Here is a 20617-nt window from a genome sequence, read left to right as displayed (position 1 = left end):
CGATGCGCGGCGCCGCCGCGTGCGCGATGTCTATATTGGCGTCGGACATGGCAGCCTAACTCACCCACTCAACACGGCGCGGACCCCCATCCGCGCACTCATACAAACCATCCGAGGCACAGCGCCTCGAATACCCGCATCGGATGCGGGGCAGGCATGTCCGAAAGTCCGTCAGTGCGTTGCTCCGGCGGTCCTCGATGACCGCCTCCGCACGTCGCCGCGCCGCGCGCGTGCCTCCGAATTGCCTTTATTTCGACAAGATCGAAAGTAGCATCGGTCTTTGCGAACTTCAGAAAAATCTAGCGAAACACTTCGTTTCCGGCTTGGGGCGAATGAGGCCCGGCGCGCGACGATTGATGCAACTTACGCGTGTCTTTCCATGCAAAAACGGCAACGACCGGACGAAGCAACCCCCATTGTTTCGACAAGCCTATCTATACCGCCGAGGCGGTGCTTCATTTATACGAAGTCGCGGCAAATTCGCAACGCTCATATGGCGGCGAAAAGGCCCGAAATTCGCCACTTGGAGCATGCCGTAGGGTAAACTGCAAGACCGCTCTGCCGTTATAGCGCCGCGCCTTCCGAGCGGTCTCAGACCATCATTTCCTTGGTCGAAGTCAGGCGGATATCGGGGTAGTCGCGCTCGACGCGGTCGATGTCCCATTGCAGCCGGGTGAGATAGACGACGTCGCCGTCATTGTCATGCGCGATATGCGTCTGGTTCGCCTTGATGAACGCGTCGATGGCGGCCTGACTGCCCAGCGCCCAGCGCGCGGAGGTGAATTGCGACGGCTCGAAGCGGACGGGCAGGCCGTATTCCAATTCGATCCGGCTGGCCAGAACCTCGAATTGCAGCGCGCCGACGACGCCGACGATGAAGCCCGAACCGAAGGCGGGCTTGAACACCTTCGCGGCGCCTTCCTCGGCGAATTGCATCAGCGCCTTCTCCAGATGCTTGGCCTTCATCGGATCGCCCGCGCGGGCTGTTTGCAGAAGTTCGGGCGCGAAGCTCGGGATGCCTGTCACGCGCAGCGCCTCGCCCTCGGTCAGCGTGTCGCCGATGCGCAGCTGGCCATGGTTCGGGATGCCGATGATGTCGCCGGCCCAGGCCTCCTCGGCCAGCTCGCGGTCCGAGGCGAGGAAGAGCACCGGGCTCGAGACGGTCATCGCCTTCTTCGAGCGCACATGCGTGAGTTTCATGCCCCGCTTGAAATGACCGGACGCCATGCGCAGGAAGGCCACGCGGTCGCGGTGCTTGGGATCCATGTTGGCCTGCACCTTGAAGACGAAGCCGGTGACCTTCTCCTCTTCGGGCGCGATCTGGCGCGGCTCGGCGCTTTGGGGCTGCGGCTCGGGGCCGTAGGTCGCGATGCCGCTCATCAGCTCCTTGACGCCGAAGCTGTTGATGGCCGAGCCGAACCAGATGGGCGTCATATGCCCCTCGAGCACGGCCTGCGCGTCGAGCGGCGGCAGAAGCTCGCGGGCCATCTCGACCTCCTCGCGCAGTCTGGCGACGGCGGCGGCGGGCAGATGCTCGTCCAGCTTGGGATCGCTCAGACCCTTGATTTCGATGCTTTCGGCCACCCTGTTGCGGTCGGCGCGATCCATCAGCTCCAGCCGGTCGTTCAGCATGTCGTAGCAGCCGACGAAATCGCGGCCCATGCCGATGGGCCAGCTTGCGGGCGTGACGTCGATTGCGAGGTTTTCCTGGATCTCGTCTATGATGTCGAAGACCTCGCGGCTCTCGCGGTCCATCTTGTTGCAGAAGGTGAGGATGGGCAGATCGCGCAGGCGGCAGACTTCGAAAAGCTTCTGGGTCTGGCTCTCGACGCCCTTGGCGCCGTCGATCACCATCACGGCGGCGTCCACGGCGGTCAGCGTGCGGTAGGTGTCCTCGGAGAAGTCGCTATGGCCGGGTGTGTCCACCAGGTTGAAGCGAAAATCCTTGAAATCGAAGGACATGGCCGAGGCCGAGACGGAGATGCCCCGATCCTTCTCCATCTGCATGAAATCCGAGCGCGTGCGCCGCGCCTCGCCCTTGGCACGGACCTGTCCGGCCATCTGGATCGCACCGCCGAAAAGCAGGAATTTCTCGGTCAGGGTCGTCTTGCCCGCATCGGGATGCGAGATGATCGCGAAGGTGCGGCGCCGCGCGATTTCGGGCGGCAGATCGGGGCGGTTGGGTGCGGTGTCCAGCATGAGGCGCGTATAGTGCGGCGCGCGCGCGCGCGCAATGCCCGGCGCGTGTCAGCGGATCGACGCGCGCCGCAGGATCTCGGCGGCGTCGGGATGATCGAGAAGGCGCGACTGCACCTCGAAATCGAGATGCGCCGCGCGCTCGTGCCCCCGCCGCGGGGCGGCGAGGCCGTTGGGCAGATCGGGGGGCAGAACACTTTGCGTGCGCGGATCGACCAGCATCGTCTCGGCGCCGATCCCCTCGACATAGATGATCTGGTGCTCGTCGAAGAGAAGCTGGAAGTAATCGACAAAGCCGCCGCGCTCCTGGATGACGCTGCTGCCGTTCACCAGAAGGCGCGCACGCACCAGCACCTCGTGGCGTCCCGCGCCGAGCGCGTCGCTGCGCTGATAGATGAAGAGCCGGCTTTCGGGGCTGACCAGAAGATCGCCCGCGTTGTTGAGCGTGCCCGCGCGGATGCGGATCGGGGCGAAATCGCCCACGGCGCGCGCGGTCGCGGCGCCGATCCAGCGCAGCGGGCGCGGCCCGTCGTCGCGCGTCAGCACCATGTCGCCCGGCCTCAGCGTCTCGATCGGGGCCTGTGCGCCCGAGGCGAGCGTGACATGCGTGCCGCGCGAGAAGGAGACGCAAGCCACCTGCGCGAAGCGCGCGCGGGCGGCGTCCCGGTCGATCCCGACGAGCGTGTATTCGCAGCGGGCAGTCATCTGGGCGAGGGGCATCGCATAGACGGCCTCGACATCGCCCGCGTCATCGACCTCGACCATCACGAGGATTTCGGTCGTGGTCCCGTTCGCCGTCATCAGCGTCAGCGCGCTGTCGAGATGAACGGCGTGGCCGGGCGTTCCGATCGCCGAGCCATCGGCGATCCGCAGCGCGCCGCCGCTTTCGGGCTGGACCGAGAGGCGAACGGACTGGGCGCGCTGACCCATTTCGTAGACGTCGTCGAGATCGAGCTCTTCGGCGAAGGAGATGGCATCGCCCAGATTCGCGCCGCTCACGACGGTGATGTCGCGCGCAAGATAGACCGGCAGGATCTGAACGAAGGCAGTTGTCATCACGTCTCGCTCTCTCATTCGCGCGGCCGGGTCAAGCGCGCCCTGCAAGAGGCGTGCCACGGCGCGCGGAAAACAGGCGCAGAGGGCAGGGCGATCCGGGCTTTTTCCTCCCTCGGCTCTGGCCTAGGGTCTGCACTATCGGACGATTGTGGCGCTCTTGCGCCCGCCTTCGGCCAAAAACGGGGCATCGGCCGTGCCATGATCGCGCGGGTCGCCCCATCGCATGGGAGAAGTGTAGATGGATATGGGTCTGAGCGGCAAGCGCGCTCTGGTATGTGCGTCGTCGAAGGGTCTGGGGCTGGGCTGCGCGCGCAGCCTCGCCGCCGAGGGAGTGCACCTCGTCATGAACGCGCGGGGGCAGGACGCGCTCGAGGCCGCCGCCGAGACGATCCGCGCCGAGTTCGGCGTCGAGGTGATGACCGTGGCCTGCGACATCACCACGGCAGAAGGGCAGTCGGCTGTGCTTGAGGCCGCCGGCGCTCTCGATATCCTTGTGACGAACGCGGGCGGCCCGCCTCCGGGTCTCTGGAGCGATTGGGACCGGGACGATTTCATCGCCGCGCTCGATGCCAACATGCTCACGCCCATCGCGCTGATGAAGGCCGTGCTGCCCGGCATGATGGAGCGCGGCTGGGGCCGGATCGTCAACATCACTTCGCAATCGGTGCGCGCGCCGATCCCGGCGCTGGGGCTGTCGAACGCGGCGCGCACGGGGCTGACGGGCTATGTCGCGGGCACCGCGCGGCAGGTGGCGCCGCAGGGCGTGACCATCAACAACCTCTTGCCCGGCATCCACGCGACGGACCGCGCGGTGCAGCTCGACGGGCGGGTGGCCGACGCCGAGGGCATCACCATGCAGGAGGCGCGCGAGCGGCGCTATGCGAGCATTCCCACGCGCCGTTACGGCACCGCGGACGAGTTCGGCGCGGCCTGCGCTTTCCTCTGTTCGGTGCAGGCGGGATTCATCGTGGGGCAGAATCTGCTCATCGATGGGGGCGCCACCTCGCTCACGATGTAGCGCGCGCCGATCACGGTTTCGCCAGCGATGCGATTGCCGATGGCCCCGGCCTTCGGGCCGGGGTAGCCCTTCCCGAAAGAGAGCGCGCCGCGACGGGCGCCGCCACGGGAAGGGACAGTCATGCAAGCCGCTATCATCATCGCCGTTTTCGGCGCGATCATCCTCGCCAGCCTGATCGCCGCGCCGCGCCGCGCCACGGTCGACGGCTTTTTCGGCGGCCGGGGCGAGACCGGGCGCGCGCCCGGCCTCTGGGTGCTGGTGCTGAGCCAGGTCACGACCTGGATCTTCGCCCGCTCGCTGATGAATTCGGCCATTCTCGGCTATTTCTACGGGATCTGGGGCACGCTCGCCTATGCCGCCTATTACGGCTCGTTCCTGACGGGCGGCTATATCGTGGCGCGGCTGCGCGACGGCGGCGCGGGCTCGGTGCAGGACTGGCTCGGGGCGCGGTTCGGCGGCACCGGCACCGCATGCTACAATCTCGTCATCGCGCTGCGGCTCCTCTCCGAAGTCTTCGCCAACCTCCTGGTGGTCGGCCTCATCTTCGCGGCGGTGCTGCCCGAGATCGGCATCGCGCGCGAGGCGTCGATCCTGCTCGTGGCGCTGCTCGGTCTTGGCTACAGCGCCTGTGGCGGGCTGAGCGCCGCGCTGCGCACGGATGTCCTGCAGATGAGCGTCTTTCTCGCCGTCTTCGCCGCGGCCTTCGTGGCGCTGATCCTCAGTCCCGGCTTCGATCTCGGCCGCGTGCTGACCGCGCCCGGAACCTCGGGCGCGTGGAACGGACAGGTGCTCCTCCTCGTAGCGCTCCTGCAGGTCTTCTCCTACCCCGCGCATGATCCGGTGATGATGGATCGTGGCTTTCTCGCGGATCGCGAGACGACGCGCCGCTCTTTTCTGCACGCATTCTGGATCTCGACGCTCTGCATCATCGCCTTCGGGATGTTCGGCATTCAGGCGGGAGTGATCGGCGCGGAATACGAGGGCGAGCTTCTGGGCACGTGGTCCGCGATGTTCCCGGCCTGGCTCTATGTCGCGCTGCTTGTCTCGCTTCTGGTCTCCGCCCTCTCGACGCTCGATTCGGCGCTCGCGAGCGCGGCGCGGCTCGTGGTCGAGGAGCTGTGCCTCGGCGCGCGCAGCCTCGCCTCGGGGCGGATCGCGATGTGCGCCTTCATGGCGCTCGGCGCGGCGCTGACGCTCTGGGGCAACCAGACGCTGTTCGATGCGGTCGCGGTCAGCGGCACGGCGTCGATGTTCCTCACGCCCATCCTGATCGTGGGTCTCGTGATGGGGCGGCGCATCGCGCTTTGGTCCTATCTCGCGGCCTTCGCGGCGGCGATGGCGGGCGCGGTTCTCTATTTCGCGCGGGGCGCGGATTGGGCCATGGCGATCCTGCCCGAGGCGCATAAATACGAGCAGCTTCTGCTGATCTGCGTGGCGGTTCTCGTGTTCGGCTTCGCCGCGACACTGGCCGGCGCGCGGCGCGCGGACTGACCGGCAGAGCTTGCAAGGGCCGGGGGGCGTTGCTATCTGGCAGGTCCGAGGGCATTCCCGACCGCTTCGGTCGGATACCCGCACCTGACCAAGGCCCGTTCATGCCCGCGCAGACGCCACGCTTGCAGATCGACCAGCTCAGCCGCCGCTATGACGGCCGGCTCGTGGTGGACGACATCTCGCTGTCGGTGATGCCGGGGCAGGTGACGTGTCTTCTCGGCCCCTCGGGCTGCGGAAAATCGACGACGCTGCGCATGATCGCGGGGGTCGAGACGCAGGACAGCGGCACGATCCGCGTCGACGGCAAGGTGATCTGCGACGGCAGCGCGCGCGTGCCCCCGGAGGAGCGCCAGATCGGCCTCATGTTCCAGGATTTCGCGCTCTTTCCGCATCTGAGCGTCGAGGGCAATGTCGCCTTCGGTCTGTCGGGAACCAAGGCCGAGACCCGGGCGCGCGTGGCCGAACTGCTCGAGCGTGTGGGCCTCGCGCATTACACGAAATCTTTTCCGCACGAGCTCTCGGGCGGCGAGCAGCAGCGCGTGGCCCTCGCCCGCGCCCTTGCGCCGCGCCCGCGCATCATGCTGATGGACGAGCCCTTCTCGGGCCTCGACAACCGCCTGCGCGACGGCATCCGCGACGAGACGCTCGACATCCTGCGCGAAGAGGACGCGGCGGTTCTTCTAGTCACGCACGAGCCCGACGAGGCGATGCGCATGGCCGACGATATCGCCCTCATGCGCGGCGGACGCATCGTGCAGCAGGGCGCGCCCTATAATGTCTACAACGCGCCCGTGGACAAGGACGCCGTCGCCTTCTTCAGCGATATCAACGTGATACGGGGCACGGTGCGCGGCGCTCTGACCGAAACGCCCTTCGGCCATTTCCTCGCGCCCGGCGTGCCCGACGGCGCCGAGGTCGATATCGTGATCCGCCCGCAGCACATCAAGATCGATTTCGACCGGGGCGGACGCGGCCCCGATCCCACCGCGCAGGACGGCACGCCCGCGCGCGGCGTGGTCGAGCGGGCGCGTTTCATGGGCTCGGAAAGCATCGTCGAGTTCCGCATGGATCACGACGGCTCGATCCTCAAGGCGACGGTGCCGAACGTCTTTCTGCCCAGCCCCGGCAAGCCGCTCTGGCTCATGCTGCGGCGCGATCGCTGCTTCGTCTTCCCCGCGAGTTGATGGGCGGGGCAGGGGCGCACAGCCATTTTTAGCGCATCGCGCCCCCGCGCCGCGCGCTTTGCCCTTTCAACCGGCTGCGCCAAGGTTTAAATACGAGGTCGCAGTGAATGAAGCGGGGCGCTCGCACGCACCCGAACCCAAGGGAGAGACTTCATGCTCAACAATATCGGCCTTCCCGGCCTTCTTCTGATCGCCGTCGTCGTGCTGGTGCTGTTCGGTCGCGGCAAGATCTCGTCGCTGATGGGCGAAGTCGGCAAGGGCATCACCTCCTTCAAGAAGGGGATCGACGAGGGCAACAAGGAGATCGAGACATCCGCCAAGGACGCCGATGTCGATCACGAGGTGCGCGACGTGACCCCCAAGGATGACGTGAAATCCAAGAAAAAAGACAAGGTCTGAAACCGGAATGTTCGACCTAGGCTGGACCGAGCTGCTGGTCATCGGAATCGTCGCGCTGATCGTGGTCGGCCCGAAGGATCTGCCCGGAATGTTCCGCACCGTCGGGCAATTCGTGGGCAAGGCCAAGGGCATGGCGCGCGAATTCTCGAAGGCGATGAACGATGCGGCGGATGATGCGGGCGTGTCTGGCATGTCCGACACGCTGCGCAAGGCCAGCAATCCCATCGGCTCGGCCATGAACGAGGTCAAGAAGAGCGCGACGAGCTTCACCCAGGCCACGCGCGATGCCGGCAAGCCCAAGCAGGCGCCCGAGCCTCTCTCGCCCGAGCGGCAGGCGGCGAAGGACAAGATCACCGCCCATTCCGCCAAGAAGACGCAAGAGCGGCTCGACCGCGAGAAGGCCGAGGCCGAAGCGGCGTCCGCCAAGAGCGAGACCTCGAGCAAGGCGGGTGAGGCCCAGAATGCTCAGGCCAAGCCACCCGCCAAGGCCGCTGCGACCAAGAAGGCGCCCGCGAAGGCCGCGCCGAGCGCCAAGGCACCTGCCAAGGCGTCCACCACCGCCGCGAAGAAGGCCCCGGCCAAGGCGGCTCCCGCTGACAAGTCGCCCGCCAAGGCATCGGCCAAGTCGCCCGCCAAGACTCCGGCCAAACCCGCCGCCAAGACGGCCAGCAAGACCGTCGCGAAATCCACGGCTAGGACCGAGACCAAATCATGAGCACCGGCGACGAGATCGAGGATAGCAGCGCCCCGCTGATCGAGCATCTGGCCGAGCTGCGCACCCGCCTCATCCACTCGGTGATGTATTTCCTCGCCGGCATGGTGATCTGCTTCACCGTCGCGACGCCCATCTTCAACTATCTCACCGCGCCGCTTTGCTCGGTTCTGGCCGATCGCGGGCAGGATTGCGACCTGATCTTCATCAGCCCGCAAGAGGGCTTCTTCGTCGCCATCAAGGTTTCGCTTCTGGGCGGCTTCATCCTCGCCTTTCCCTTCATCGCGAACCAGATGTGGCGCTTCGTGGCGCCGGGCCTCTACCGCAACGAGAAGGGCGCGTTCCTGCCCTTCCTGATCGCGTCGCCATTCATGTTCCTGTTGGGCGCGGCCTTCGCCTTTTACGTGGTGACGCCGCTCGCCTACGACTTTTTCCTCGGCTTCCAGCAATTCGGCAGCTCGGGCGAGGCGGTGGATGGCGTGCAAGGCGCGGCCCCGCTCAGCGTTGTGTTCCAGGGCTCGGCGCAGGAATACCTGAACCTCACCATCAAATTCATCGTGGCGTTCGGCCTCTGCTTCCAGCTGCCCGTTCTGCTCACGCTCATGGGCAAGGCGGGGCTGGTCAGCGCCGGCGGTCTGCGCGCGGTGCGCAAATACGCGGTGGTGGGCATTCTCATCCTCGCCGCGCTGGTGACGCCGCCCGATGTCATCACCCAAGGCATCCTCTTCGTCGTGGTCTATGGCCTTTACGAAATCTCGATCCAGCTCGTCGCCCGCGTCGAGCGCAAGCGCGAGGCGAAACTGCGCGCCGAAGGTCTGTGGTTCGATGACGAGGACGAGGAAGAGGCCGATACGGGCGCCCATCCCGAGGACGAGGTCGGCGAGGACAAGCGCTCGTGAGCGCCGCGGCGGACCCGATGGAGCGGATCGCGGCCGCGCTCGAACGCATCAGCCCGCCGCCCGCCCCCGCGCCCGATCTCGGGGCCTGCGACGCCTTCGTGTGGCACGTCTCGCCCGATCACCTGCAACCCGTGCCCGACGTGGCGCGCGTCGATATGCGGCTTCTGGTCGGGATCGACCGTGCGCGTGACACGCTGCTGGAAAACACGCTCCATTTCGCGCGCGGATTTCCGGCCAACAACGCGCTTCTTTGGGGCGCGCGCGGCATGGGAAAATCGAGCCTCGTCAAGGCGGTGCATGCCGAAGTGGTGGCGCAGGGCCTGCCGCTCAAGATCGTCGAATTGCAGCGCGAGGACCTGACGAGCGTCACCCGGCTTCTGGCGCTCCTGCGCGGCGCGGAGGCGCGTTTCGTGCTTTTCTGCGACGATCTGAGCTTCAGCCATGACGACCAGCATTACAAATCGCTCAAGGCGGTTCTGGATGGCGGGATCGAGGGCCGGCCCGAGAACGTGATCTTCTACGCCACGTCGAACCGCCGCCACCTCATGCCCCGCGACATGATCGAGAACGAGCGCGGCTCGGCGATCAATCCCGGCGAGGCGGTGGAGGAGAAGGTCTCGCTCAGCGACCGCTTCGGCCTCTGGCTCGGCTTTCACGCCTGCGATCAGGACGGGTTCCTGTCGATGATCCGGGGCTATTGCGACGCTTTCGGCATCGACATTTCGGACGAGGCCCTGCGCGCCGAGGCGATCGAATGGCAGGCCACGCGCGGCGGCCGCTCGGGGCGCTTGGCATGGCAGTTCATCACCGATCTGGCGGGGCGGCACGGGGTGCGATTGCCGGGGTAGGTTGGCTATGCGTGGTGCGGGTCTGCGCGTCGTGAACGGCTTTATCTCGTGCCCATCTTGCCCAATGCTGCGCGCTGCACGCATTGCGGATTCTCAAAAGACGAAACAATATGAAATTGAGCAGTATCTTTGCACCAACGATACGTGCCGAGATACGGGCGGTGACTGTAAGCGATGAGAGCGCGGGAGACCGCTCCGGATATTTGGCGGGCATCAGCGATGACGAACAATAAGCGAGACCTCGCCCGAGAGCGTCGGAGCGATAAGCGGGCAATCGACGTCGGTGTCGGCAAGAAAAAGTTTTCTGACGCGATGATCAAAGAAGCCACTGAAGAGGCGTTCGACTGGTTGGAACGTGGCGGGTGGCGACGAATTTGGAAAGTTATCAAAGTGACCATACTAATTTTTGTTCTAATGATCATGGCTGCAGTATTTTATCTCTTGGAAACTCTTAACTGATGCGCAAATTCTGAAATGGATTTTGTGCATCGTTCCTTAAACGACGGTTTTGTTCTCCCCAGCGGACCTATGCCCGCTCGTTTGACCAGATCTCTCGATGCGCATATCCAGCTCAACAAACGCAAAAGGGCGGGCCGATCGGCCCGCCCTTCGTTCATCTCCGATCCGGCAGATCAGCCGTTGAGCGCCTTGTTCAGGTTCTCGTCGACCTTCTCGAGGAAGCCCATCGTGGTCAGCCATTTCTGATCGGGGCCGACCAGCAGAGCGAGGTCCTTCGTCATGTGGCCCGCTTCGACCGTCTGGACGACGACCTTCTCGAGCGTCTCGGCGAAGTTGGTCAGCGCCTCGTTGCCGTCGAGCTTGCCGCGATGGCGCAGGCCGCCCGTCCAGGCGAAGATCGACGCGATCGAGTTGGTCGAGGTCTCCTCGCCCTTCTGGTGCTGGCGGTAGTGGCGCGTGACGGTGCCGTGGGCCGCCTCGGCCTCCACGATCTTGCCGTCGGGCGTCATGAGTTGCGATGTCATGAGGCCCAGCGAGCCGAAGCCCTGCGCCACGGTGTCGGACTGCACGTCGCCATCATAGTTCTTGCAGGCCCAGACATAGCCGCCCGACCATTTCATCGCCGAGGCGACCATGTCGTCGATCAGGCGATGCTCGTAGGTGAGGCCCGCCTCGTCGAACTTGTCCTTGAACTCCTCGTCGAACACCTTCTGGAAGATGATCATGAACTGGCCATCGTAATTCTTGAGGATGGTATTCTTGGTCGACAGGTACACCGGATAGCCGCGCTTGAGCCCGTAGTTGAAGGAGGCGCGGGCGAAATCGCGGATCGACTCGTCGAGGTTGTACATGCCCATGTAGACGCCGGAGGAGGGCGCGTCGAAGACCTCTTCCTCCATCACGGTGCCGTCCTCGCCGACGAATTTCATCGACAGCTTGCCCGGTCCGGGGAATTTCATGTCGGTCGCGCGATACTGGTCGCCATAGGCGTGGCGGCCGATCACGATGGGCTGGGTCCAGCCCGGCACGAGGCGCGGCACGTTCGAGCAGATGATCGGCTCGCGGAAGACGACGCCGCCGAGGATGTTGCGGATCGTGCCGTTGGGGCTGCGCCACATCTTCTTGAGGCCGAACTCCTCGACCCGGCCTTCGTCGGGGGTGATGGTCGCGCATTTGACGCCGACGCCGTATTTCTGGATGGCATGGGCCGCATCGACGGTGATCTGGTCATCGGTCTCGTCGCGGGACTGGATGCTGAGATCGTAGTATTTCAGGTCGATGTCGAGATAGGGCAGGATCAGCTTCTTCTTGATGAAATCCCAGATGATGCGGGTCATCTCGTCGCCGTCGAGCTCGACGACCGGGTTTTCTACCTTGATCTTGGACATGGGGCGGCCTTTCGGTTGGGAAGAGCGAATGATGCGCTGCTTCTAGCCCATCATCGCGGCGATGAAAAGCGTTCAGTATACGGCGGTATGCAGAAACGTGCCGAGGCTCAGGCGCCGTCCTCGGCGGCGCGCTGCGCCATGATCTCGTCGATCACGCTCAGCCAGAGCGCGCTGTCCTGCGCGCCCGGAACGGCATGCTGCGCGGCGACGATGAAAGTCGGCACCGAGGAGATGCCCATCTCGCGGAATTGCGCATCGCGTTTGGCGATATCGGCGCGGTCCGCGTCCGAGGCCAAGAGCTTGGAGACGACGGCGGCATCCATGCCGATCCCGTCGGCGATATCGGCCAGCACCTCGGCATCGCCGATGTCGCGCCCTTGGGTGAAATACGCCTCGAAGAGGCCCATCGCGGCGGCCTCCTGCTTGCCCTCGATGCCGGCCCAATGGATCAGCCTATGCGCGTCGAGCGTGTTGGGCGTGCGCGTCATCGCCTCGAAATCGATGTCGAGGCCCGCCGCCTCGGCGCGCTCGACCACCGGCGCATAGGCGCGCACCGCGCCGTCCTTGCCGCCGAACTTGGCCTCGAGATACGCGCGCCGGTCCATGCCGCCCGCGGGCATGTCGGGGTTGAGCTGGAATGGGTGCCATTCGATGACGAAAGGATGGTCTGGCCGCTCGGCCAGCGCGCGGTCGAGAAGCGTCTTGCCGATATAGCACCAGGGGCAGATCGGGTCGGAGACGATGTCGAGCTTGACCATGGGCGCATCCTTTTCAACGGCCGGGACGGGATGCCGCCTTGGTAGGCGCTGGGGCCGGGCGATGCAAGGAACGCCGCGAGCAACGCCAAAGGGCCCGCACGGCCAACGCCGGCGGGCCGGGGCGCGTCCCCGCGCTGCGCGTCTAGATCAGAACCAGCTCTGAACGCCGCGCGCCGCGCCCGAAAGGTCCTGGCCCACGCCATCGACCGTCGCGCAGCCGGCCAGAACGGCCAGCGCCCAGAGAGCGATCATCTTCTTCATCTTGAATTACCTGCTCTTGCCTTTTTGCCCGAATGCGGGTGCTGCCAGTTTCTCCGGTCTCGTCACCTGCATCTCACTCGTTTTCGGCCATCCACCAGACTTCGGGCAGGAATCCCACGCCGTCGCCATAAAGAGGCAGCCGTGTTTCAGGATACTTCAGCCGCGCGTCATGGGCAATGCGTCCTTCGGAATACTGCTGAATCGGGATCACATAGCGGCCCGAAATCAACACCCGGTCGAGCGCACGCACGGCGGTCACGAAATCTTCGCGCTCGGTCGCCGCCAGCATCGCGCGGATCATGGCTTCGGCGGCGGGGCTGTCCATCCCCATGAGATTGCGGCTTCCCGGCTCGTTCGCGCCCTCGGCGCCCCAATAGAAATACTGCTCGGCGCCGGGGCTGAGCGAGAGGGAGCGGCGCATGAAAGTCAGATCGAAATCGTAATTGGCCTCGCGCAGGTTGTATTGCGCCGAGTCGACGCTCTGGATGTCGAGAGTGATCCCCAGCCGCTCGAGCGCGCGCGCGTAGATGTCCATCATCGCGGTCGCCTGCTGCACCAGCGCATCCTGCTGCAAGAGCACGGTCAGCGTCAGCGGCTCGCCATCCTTGCGCAAGAGCCCGTCCGAGACGGTCCAGCCCGCCTCGGCCAGAAGATCGGCGGCGGCGCGGATATTGTTGCGGTTGCGGCGCGTGCCGTCCGACGCGGGCAGGGCGTAGCCATCGAGCGCGCCGGGCAGAAGGCTTTCCGCGAAAGGCTCGAGCAGGGCGCGCTCGGCCTCGGGCGCGGGGCCGGGCTCCATCCCGAGCTCGGAGCCCGAGAAATAGGAGGTGATGCGCGGCTGGCGCCCGCCGGTCAGCGTGTCGTTGATGTATTCGAAGTTGAACGCGCGGATCAGCGCCTCGCGCACCCGCCAGTCGTCGAGCGGCGGATTGCGCGTGTTCATCACGAAGCCCGCGATGCCCGAGGGCTGGCCGCTCGGGATCACACTGCGCTTGATCTCGCCGCTCTGCACGGCGGGCAGGCTCGCGAGCTCTTCCCAGCGCTCGGCGTTGAATTCGCGGATATAGCTGATTTCGCCGGCCTTGAAGGCTTCCTTCATCACCGCGTCGTCACCGTAGAAATCGATGCGGATCTCGTCGAAATTGTTGGTGCCGCGCCGAAAGGGCAGATCCTTGCCCCAGTAATCGGGATTGCGGCGCAAGATGACCTGCCGGCCGATGTCATAGCTCTCGACCACGTAGGGCGCGGTGCCGATGGGGATGTCCTCGATCGCGCCATCCTCGAAGACGGCATCCTCCCACTGCGCTTTCTTGAGGATGGGGCGCAGCCCGGCGAGGAGCACCAGATCACGGTCGGGCGCGCCCTCCGACGTATCGAAATCGATGCGCACCTTGCCGGGGCCGGTCTCTTCGATGCGGGCGATCTTGGTCCAGAAATCGCGGTAGCGCAGATGCCCGCGCGTGCCGAGCGTCTCGAAGGACCAGATCACATCCTCGGTGGTGACCGGCGTTCCGTCCGAAAAGGCGGCATCGGGATTGAGCGTGAATTCGACCCATGTGCGCGCGGCGTCCGTCTCGACGCTCTCGGCCAGGAGGCCGTAAAGCGTGAAGGGCTCATCCCAGGAGCGGCCCAGAAGCGATTCGTAGGCGAGGTGCCGGAACTGCCAGGGCGGCGTTCCTTTGGGCGCGAAAGGGTTGAGCGAATCGAAGCGCCCGACATTCGCGGTGGTCACGCTGCCGCCCTTGGGCGCATCCGGATTGGCGTAGGGCAGGGCCTCGAAGCCGGGTGGGAGGGCCGGCTCGCCATACATCGCGATACCGTGAACCGGCTCGGCCGCCGCGGGGCCGAGGCCCAGCAAAATAACGGCCATGAATGAAGAAACGCCCTTAAGCTGCGGGAAACAAAGTGATCTCATCGCGGGGACAATTCCTTATCTGCGTTATGGGCAAGGGCCGAGGCGAAACCGGAGGTTAGAGGGCGCTCGGCGGCTCTGCAAACTTTATGCTTGGACGCGGGCGCGAGATTGCTTATAAAGAGGGCACTGCTCGATAGGTTTCTTGCCTGTATGAAACCTGCCTCAATAACTGAACGCCAGCCTCGCGCTGGCGTTTTTTTTGGCCATTCGGTTGCGTGGGTCCTGCGCAGGGGCGGGCAGGAAAGGCGCATGGTGACGGGCCTTGTGACATTTGCAGATGCAGCATTATATTCTGCATTGCAACAGAGCGGAGGAGCGCATCATGAGCATTTCGGGCAAGACCGTCATCGTCACCGGCAGCAATTCGGGCATCGGCCTCGGGATCGCGCGGGAGATGGCGAAGGCCGGCGCGCATGTCGTGCTCAATTCCTTCAGCGATACGGAGGACGACCACAAGCTCGCGTCGGACATGGCCGAGGAATTCGGCACCGAGGTACGCTACATCAAAGCCGACATGTCCAAGGGCGCCGAGTGCCGCGCGCTGATCGAGAAAGCGGGCGCCTGCGATGTTCTCATCAACAACGCCGGTATCCAGCATGTCGCGCCGCTTCCCGAGTTTCCCAGCGAGAAATGGGACCAGATCATCGCGATCAATCTCAGCTCTGCCTTCCATACGACAGCGGCCGCGCTGCCGATGATGCGCAAGGCGGGTTGGGGCCGGGTCGTCAACATCGCCTCTGCGCACGGCCTGACCGCCAGCCCCTACAAGTCCGCCTATGTCGCGGCCAAGCACGGCATCGTGGGTCTGACCAAGGTCACCGCGCTCGAGACCGCGAAGGAGCCGATCACGGCCAACGCGATCTGCCCGGGCTATGTGCTCACCCCGCTGGTCGAAAGCCAGATCCCGGACACGATGAAGGAATACGGCATGAGCCGCGAAGAGGTGATCGAGAAAGTCCTGCTCGAGCGCCAGCCCTCCAAGGAATTCGCGACGGTCGAGCAACTGGGCGGCACGGCGCTCTATCTGTGCTCGGATGCGGCGGCGCAGGTCACCGGCACCACGATCAGCGTCGATGGAGGCTGGACGGCGCTGTGAGGCCCGCCGCCGTTCGGGACCAACGCGTGCGGGGCGGAACCGTGACCCAACGAAATCACGCTGGAGCGTAGAAGCGAGGGCTCTCATGCCGACCAAGCGGATCAATCTGGCCCTTCAGGGCGGCGGCGCGCATGGCGCCTTCACATGGGGCGTGCTCGACCGGCTTCTGGACGAGGAAAGCCTCGAGATCAGCGCCATCTCGGGGACCTCGGCGGGCGCGCTCAACGGGGCCGCCTTCAAGGCGGGCTATGTGATGGATGGGCGCGAGGGCGCGCGCGCGCAGCTCGATTGGCTCTGGGCGCAGATGGGCGCGGTCGAGGATCTGCGCATGCCGTCCTGGATGATGGGCTGGGCGCCGGGGGCCGGGGCCGCGCGCAGCGCGCTCGAATACACCCTGCCGGCCTCGGTGTCCGAGACGATGACGCGCATGATCTCGCCCTATGCCTACGGGCCGTTCTACAGCAATCCGCTGCGCCGCGTGGTCGAGAATTTCGAATATGACAAGGTCTGCGCCGATCATGCGCCGCTCCTCAACGTCTGCGCAACCAATGTGCGCACCGGCAAGATCCGCATCTTCGACGGGCATGACATCGGCGCCGACGCGCTTCTGGCCTCGGCCTGCCTGCCGACGCTCTTTCAGGCGGTGGAGATCGACGGCGAGGCCTATTGGGATGGCGGTTTCACCGGCAATCCGGCGCTCTTCCCGCTCTTCCAGCCCGACCTGCCCGCCGATATCGTGATCGTGAACATCAATCCGCTGCTCCGCTCCGAGGTGCCCAAGAGCCCGCAGGACATTCAGAACCGCATCAACGAGATCAGCTTCAACTCGTCGCTCCTGCGCGAATTGCGGGCGATCGATTTCGTCCAGCGGCTGCTCGACGCGGGCACGATCAGCGACCGGGCGATGAAGCGCCTGCGCGTGCACATGATCGCCGACGATGCGCTGATGGCCGAGCTTTCGGTCTCGACCAAGATGACGCCGAACCCGTTCTTGCTGCGCCGCCTCAAGGACGCGGGGCGCGCGGCGGCGGATGCGTTTCTCGAGGCGCATTGGGACGATGTAGGCACGCGCGCGAGCACCGATCTGCGGGCGATGTTCGGCTGAGCGCTACTTGGTCGGCAGCGCCTTGGGATCGACCTGGTTCGGATAGACCAGCCCCGCCGAAATGACGAGCTTGGCCGCGTCCTCGACCGTCATGTCGAGCTCGATCACGTCTTCCTCGGGAACGAACAGCAAGAAGCCCGAGGTCGGGTTGGGCGTCGTGGGCAGAAAGACACTCATGAGCGCGCCGCTGGTTTCGGCACGCGTCGCGATCTCGCCCTTCGCCTTGGTCGAGATGAAGCCGATGGCCCAGATGCCCTTGCGCGGATACTGGACGAGGCAGGCGGTCTCGAAGCTGCGCTCGGTCTGGGCGAAGATCGTCTCGGAGATCTGCTTGACCCCGGAATAGATCGAGCGGACGACGGGCATGCGCGCGACGAGGTTCTCGCCGAAACGGATGAGCGTGCGTCCGATCAGCCCCTTGGCGATCCACCCGACGAGGATGGTGAAGATGAGAAAGACGATCACGCCGACGCCGCGCACGTCGATGCCGATGTAATTCGACGGCTTCAGGTCGTAAGGAATGAGCGGCAGCACCAGCCCGTCGACCCAGCCGATCATCGTCCAGATCAGCCAGATCGTCAGCGCCACGGGCAGAACGACGACGAGACCGGTCAGGAACCGAGCTCGCAGCCGCGCCAGCAGGCCCACGCGCCGGGGCGGGCCGGAGGGATCGTCGAAAGGTGCATTCATGGACGTGTCGGCCTTCGCTGGATAGGATCGTATCGGTTTAGGGGCATTGCGCCCTTGCGGCAATGGGGCAGGAGGGCCCGCGCCGATTAAGTGGGGTGCGCGTTGCATCGGCGCAAGACGGCGCGGAGGGGCCGATCCGCCCCGATCCGTTCCGCAGCCCTTGCGCTGCCTCGCGAGGCGGTCTATAGCGCGCCTACTTGAAATCCGCAGGCACGGGCGGGCCGTCCGGGGGAGACATCCCCGGCAGTCCACCGGTTGAGGGACAAACCCTCTCACCCCGTGCCGAGGCGAAAACCGGAAAAGGAATACGGCATGGCTCTTCCCGAGTTCTCCATGCGTCAGCTCTTGGAAGCTGGCGTTCACTTCGGCCACCAGACGCAGCGTTGGAACCCCCGCATGGGCGAGTTCATCTATGGCGCGCGCAACGGCATCCACATCATGGACCTGACGCAGACCGTCCCGATGCTGGACGCCGCGCTCAACGTCGTGCGCGAGACCGTGGCCAAGAACGGCCGCGTGCTCTTCGTCGGCACCAAGCGTCAGGCCGCAGGCCCGATCGCCGAGGCGGCCGAGAAATGCGCCCAGTACTACATGAATCACCGCTGGCTGGGCGGCACGCTCACCAACTGGCAGACCGTCTCGAAGTCGATCCACCGCCTGAAGGAGATCGACGAGCTGCTCGAGGCCGGCGCCGAGGGCCTGACCAAGAAAGAGCGTCTGGGCATGGAGCGTGACCAGACCAAACTTCAGGCCTCGCTGGGCGGTATCCGCGAAATGGGCGGCGTGCCTGACCTTCTCTTCGTCATCGACGTCAAGAAAGAGCAGCTGGCCGTCGCCGAAGCCAACAAGCTGGGCATCCCCGTCGTCGCGGTCGTCGACACCAACTGCTCGCCCGACGGCATCGACTACATCATCCCCGGCAACGACGACGCGGCCCGCGCCATCGCGCTTTATTGCGATCTCGTCAGCCGCGCCGCGCTCGACGGCATGAGCGCCCAGATGGGCGCCGCAGGCATCGATATCGGCGAGATGGAAGACGCCCCCGTCGAGGAAGCCGCCTCGACCGGCGTCGAGACAGGCGACATCAGCCACGAAGCCGTGCATGACGACAAGCAGACCAAGGACGCGCCCCTCGACATCAAGTCGAGCGAGGAAGTCTCCGACATGGCCGCGAAAGCCGGTCAGAACAGCTGATCCGTCAGCCTTTCCAATCCACTCAGCGCCCGGCGGCAAACCCGCCGGGCGGTTTCGACAAATTCAGGAGAGCCCAATGGCAATCACTGCTGCAATGGTGAAAGAGCTGCGCGATTCGACAGGCGCAGGCATGATGGACGCGAAGAAGGCGCTGACCGAGGCGAATGGCGACATGGACGCCGCCGTCGACTGGCTGCGCACCAAGGGTCTGGCGAAAGCCGCTAAGAAATCGGGCCGCACCGCGGCCGAGGGCCTCGTGGCCGTCAAGGTCGAGGGTGGCCGCGGCGTCGCCGTCGAGATCAACTCGGAAACCGACTTCGTCGCCAAGAACGGCGATTTCCAGAAGATGGTGGCGTCGATCGCCGATGCCGCGATCAAGGTGGACGATGTCGAGGCGCTGAAGGCCGCCGATCTGGGCGGCAAGACCGTCGAGGCGACCATCACCGACAAGATCGCCACCATCGGCGAGAACATGACGCTGCGCCGGATGGCCGCGCTCGAGGGGTCCACCGTGGTCTCCTACGTGCACAACGCTGCCACTGACGGCATGGGCAAGATCGGCGTTCTCGTCGCTCTCGAAGGGGACGAGACCTTCGGCCGCCAGGTCGCGATGCACATCGCCGCCACGAACCCCGCCGCCTTCGACGAGGCATCGCTCGATTCCGCCGTCGTCGAGAAGGAAAAGCAGGTCCAGATGGACATCGCCCGCGAGAGCGGCAAGCCCGAGCAGGTCATCGAGAAGATGATCGAGGGCCGCATGAAGAAGTTCATGGCCGAGTCGACCCTGATGGGCCAGGCTTTCGTGATGAACCCCGACCTGACGGTCGAGGCCGCCGCCAAGGAGGCGGGCGTCACGCTGACCGGCTATGTGCGTCTCGAAGTGGGCGAAGGCATCGCGGTGGAGAAAGAGGATTTCGCCGCCGAGGTCGCCAAGGTCGGCAAGAGCTGATCCGGACCACGTCCGATGGAGATGAGAAGGGGCGCACCGCAGGGTGCGCCCCTTTTTCGTGAGGCCCGTTTACGCGGAATCCGTCAGTCGCGGTGGAACGCCTCGAACTCGAAGCCCATCTCCGCCGGCCGGACCGCGCCCGGCGCCAGCGCATAGGTCTGCTCGCGCAGGTAGCGCATCATCGCCTTGCCGTCCGAAGCCAGCGGCGCCAGCGCCGCGCGCTCGATCGGGGCGCCGATGGCGACGCGGACGGGCGTGTCCACGCGCTTGCGGAACTCCTGGATCAGAAGGCCCATGCGCAGCGTGTAATGCAGGTGGCTCGCGATCTGAAAGAGGCGCGAGGTGTGGCCGTCGAAATAGATCGGAACGATCCGCGCCTCGGATTTGGCGATCATGCGCGCCGTGAAGCTGCGCCAGGCCGGGTCCATCGGCCGCGAGAAGGGCTTTGCCGCCGTGCTGACGGTGCCGCCCGGAAAGACGCCCACCGCGCCGCCCTTCGCGAGGAGCGCCAGCGCATCGCGGCGCGTCACGAGGTTCTGCTCGATCGCCTCCTTGCTGGCGTCGAAGCGGATCGGCAGCAGATAGGCGCCGAGATGGGGGGCGATATTGAAGGCCGAATGCGCCATGATGCGGAAATCGCCCCGCGTGCGCGCCATGATCCAGCCCAGCATCAGCCCGTCGAGGATACCGTAGGGATGATTGGCGATGAAGATCACCGGCCCGGTGCGCGGAATGGCATCGAGACTGCCCGACACCACGTCGAGGCTGAGCCCGTAGCGGTCGGCCATCACCTCGAAGAAACACCGGCCCGCGGCGATGTCCTGCTCGTAGCCGGCGGCGCGGCGGATGAGGCCCCGGCGTCCGGTCGTGCTTTCCATGAGGCGGATGAAGGCTTGGCCGGGCCGCGTCTTGGCGGAGTGGGCATAGCTGATGCGCGAAGCGGCGAGGGGGAGTGTGGTGTCCATCGGCAGCGTCCTGGAGATGTTTGCCGAAGCATAG

General features: G+C 65.3%; 20 protein-coding genes. 12 read left to right on the top strand and 8 right to left on the bottom strand.

Annotated elements, in window-relative coordinates:
* Positions 1–591: 591 nt before the first annotated feature.
* Entirely contained in the window at positions 592–2199 is a 1608-nt protein-coding gene (locus ACGRVM_RS02970) for a peptide chain release factor 3 (RefSeq protein WP_377168853.1), read from the bottom strand.
* A 48-nt stretch (positions 2200–2247) separates the two neighbouring features.
* Positions 2248–3252: a Hint domain-containing protein gene (locus ACGRVM_RS02965; RefSeq protein WP_377168855.1), complete on the bottom strand. Its 1005-nt coding sequence runs from the start codon at positions 3250–3252 to the stop codon at positions 2248–2250.
* Positions 3253–3490: 238 nt separating this feature from the next.
* Between ACGRVM_RS02965 and ACGRVM_RS02960 the strand changes: the two genes are divergently transcribed.
* From ACGRVM_RS02960 to ACGRVM_RS02925, 8 genes are all read left to right on the top strand, one after another.
* Positions 3491–4270, top strand: a complete 780-nt coding sequence (locus tag ACGRVM_RS02960) for an SDR family oxidoreductase (RefSeq protein ID WP_377168857.1) — start codon at positions 3491–3493, stop codon at positions 4268–4270.
* 120 nt (positions 4271–4390) lie between these two features.
* Positions 4391–5761 (top strand): sodium:proline symporter, encoded by a 1371-nt coding sequence (locus ACGRVM_RS02955; RefSeq protein ID WP_377168859.1) that lies wholly within the window; start codon positions 4391–4393, stop codon positions 5759–5761.
* 101 nt (positions 5762–5862) lie between these two features.
* Positions 5863–6945 (top strand): ABC transporter ATP-binding protein, encoded by a 1083-nt coding sequence (locus ACGRVM_RS02950; RefSeq protein ID WP_377168861.1) that lies wholly within the window; start codon positions 5863–5865, stop codon positions 6943–6945.
* A gap of 153 nt (positions 6946–7098) precedes the next feature.
* Positions 7099–7344, top strand: coding sequence for a twin-arginine translocase TatA/TatE family subunit (locus tag ACGRVM_RS02945; protein ID WP_377168863.1), 246 nt, complete (start codon positions 7099–7101; stop codon positions 7342–7344).
* Between the two features lie 7 nt (positions 7345–7351).
* Positions 7352–8059: a Sec-independent protein translocase protein TatB gene (gene tatB / locus ACGRVM_RS02940; protein ID WP_377168865.1), complete on the top strand. Its 708-nt coding sequence runs from the start codon at positions 7352–7354 to the stop codon at positions 8057–8059.
* Positions 8056–8955 (top strand): twin-arginine translocase subunit TatC, encoded by a 900-nt coding sequence (gene tatC, locus ACGRVM_RS02935; RefSeq protein ID WP_377168867.1) that lies wholly within the window; start codon positions 8056–8058, stop codon positions 8953–8955. The genes tatB and tatC overlap by 4 nt, the downstream gene beginning before the upstream one ends.
* Positions 8956–8972: 17 nt before the next feature.
* Positions 8973–9803: an ATP-binding protein gene (locus ACGRVM_RS02930; protein WP_377170017.1), complete on the top strand. Its 831-nt coding sequence runs from the start codon at positions 8973–8975 to the stop codon at positions 9801–9803.
* A 219-nt stretch (positions 9804–10022) separates the two neighbouring features.
* Positions 10023–10262, top strand: a complete 240-nt coding sequence (locus ACGRVM_RS02925; protein WP_377168869.1) for a hypothetical protein — start codon at positions 10023–10025, stop codon at positions 10260–10262.
* Between the two features lie 173 nt (positions 10263–10435).
* On the opposite strand, the gene ACGRVM_RS02920 is transcribed toward ACGRVM_RS02925, so the two are convergent.
* The 4 genes from ACGRVM_RS02920 to ACGRVM_RS02905 form a co-directional block, all read right to left on the bottom strand.
* A complete protein-coding gene (locus ACGRVM_RS02920; RefSeq protein WP_377168871.1) occupies positions 10436–11650 on the bottom strand; it encodes an NADP-dependent isocitrate dehydrogenase in 1215 nt (404 codons plus the stop codon).
* 107 nt (positions 11651–11757) lie between these two features.
* Positions 11758–12408: a DsbA family oxidoreductase gene (locus tag ACGRVM_RS02915; protein WP_377168873.1), complete on the bottom strand. Its 651-nt coding sequence runs from the start codon at positions 12406–12408 to the stop codon at positions 11758–11760.
* 147 nt (positions 12409–12555) lie between these two features.
* Positions 12556–12669, bottom strand: a complete 114-nt coding sequence (locus tag ACGRVM_RS02910; protein WP_076533195.1) for an entericidin EcnA/B family protein — start codon at positions 12667–12669, stop codon at positions 12556–12558.
* Positions 12670–12742: 73 nt separating this feature from the next.
* Complete coding sequence (locus ACGRVM_RS02905; protein WP_377168875.1) at positions 12743–14539, bottom strand: extracellular solute-binding protein; 1797 nt, start codon at positions 14537–14539, stop codon at positions 12743–12745.
* Between the two features lie 367 nt (positions 14540–14906).
* On the opposite strand from ACGRVM_RS02905, the gene ACGRVM_RS02900 reads away from it, so the two are divergent.
* Together ACGRVM_RS02900 and ACGRVM_RS02895 are read left to right on the top strand one after the other, a co-directional pair.
* On the top strand, positions 14907–15680 hold the full coding sequence (locus ACGRVM_RS02900; protein WP_377168877.1) for a 3-hydroxybutyrate dehydrogenase: 774 nt from the start codon (positions 14907–14909) through the stop codon (positions 15678–15680).
* 85 nt (positions 15681–15765) lie between these two features.
* Entirely contained in the window at positions 15766–16785 is a 1020-nt protein-coding gene (locus ACGRVM_RS02895; RefSeq protein ID WP_377168880.1) for a patatin-like phospholipase family protein, read from the top strand.
* A gap of 3 nt (positions 16786–16788) precedes the next feature.
* On the opposite strand, the gene ACGRVM_RS02890 is transcribed toward ACGRVM_RS02895, so the two are convergent.
* Positions 16789–17475 carry a DUF502 domain-containing protein gene (locus tag ACGRVM_RS02890; RefSeq protein WP_377168882.1) on the bottom strand — a complete coding sequence of 229 codons (687 nt, stop codon included), beginning with the start codon at positions 17473–17475 and terminating at the stop codon, positions 16789–16791.
* 312 nt (positions 17476–17787) lie between these two features.
* On the opposite strand from ACGRVM_RS02890, the gene rpsB reads away from it, so the two are divergent.
* The gene (rpsB, locus tag ACGRVM_RS02885; protein ID WP_377168884.1) at positions 17788–18669 is read left to right on the top strand and encodes a 30S ribosomal protein S2; all 882 of its coding nucleotides are present in this window, start codon (positions 17788–17790) and stop codon (positions 18667–18669) included.
* Between the two features lie 76 nt (positions 18670–18745).
* Positions 18746–19618 carry a translation elongation factor Ts gene (tsf, locus tag ACGRVM_RS02880; protein ID WP_377168886.1) on the top strand — a complete coding sequence of 291 codons (873 nt, stop codon included), beginning with the start codon at positions 18746–18748 and terminating at the stop codon, positions 19616–19618.
* A gap of 83 nt (positions 19619–19701) precedes the next feature.
* On the opposite strand, the gene ACGRVM_RS02875 is transcribed toward tsf, so the two are convergent.
* Positions 19702–20583 (bottom strand): lysophospholipid acyltransferase family protein, encoded by an 882-nt coding sequence (locus ACGRVM_RS02875; protein WP_377168888.1) that lies wholly within the window; start codon positions 20581–20583, stop codon positions 19702–19704.
* Positions 20584–20617: the final 34 nt, after the last annotated feature.

This window comes from Roseovarius aquimarinus (assembly GCF_043661195.1).
Taxonomy (GTDB): domain Bacteria; phylum Pseudomonadota; class Alphaproteobacteria; order Rhodobacterales; family Rhodobacteraceae; genus Roseovarius; species Roseovarius aquimarinus.
This window is presented reverse-complemented; position numbering and strand designations above follow the sequence as displayed.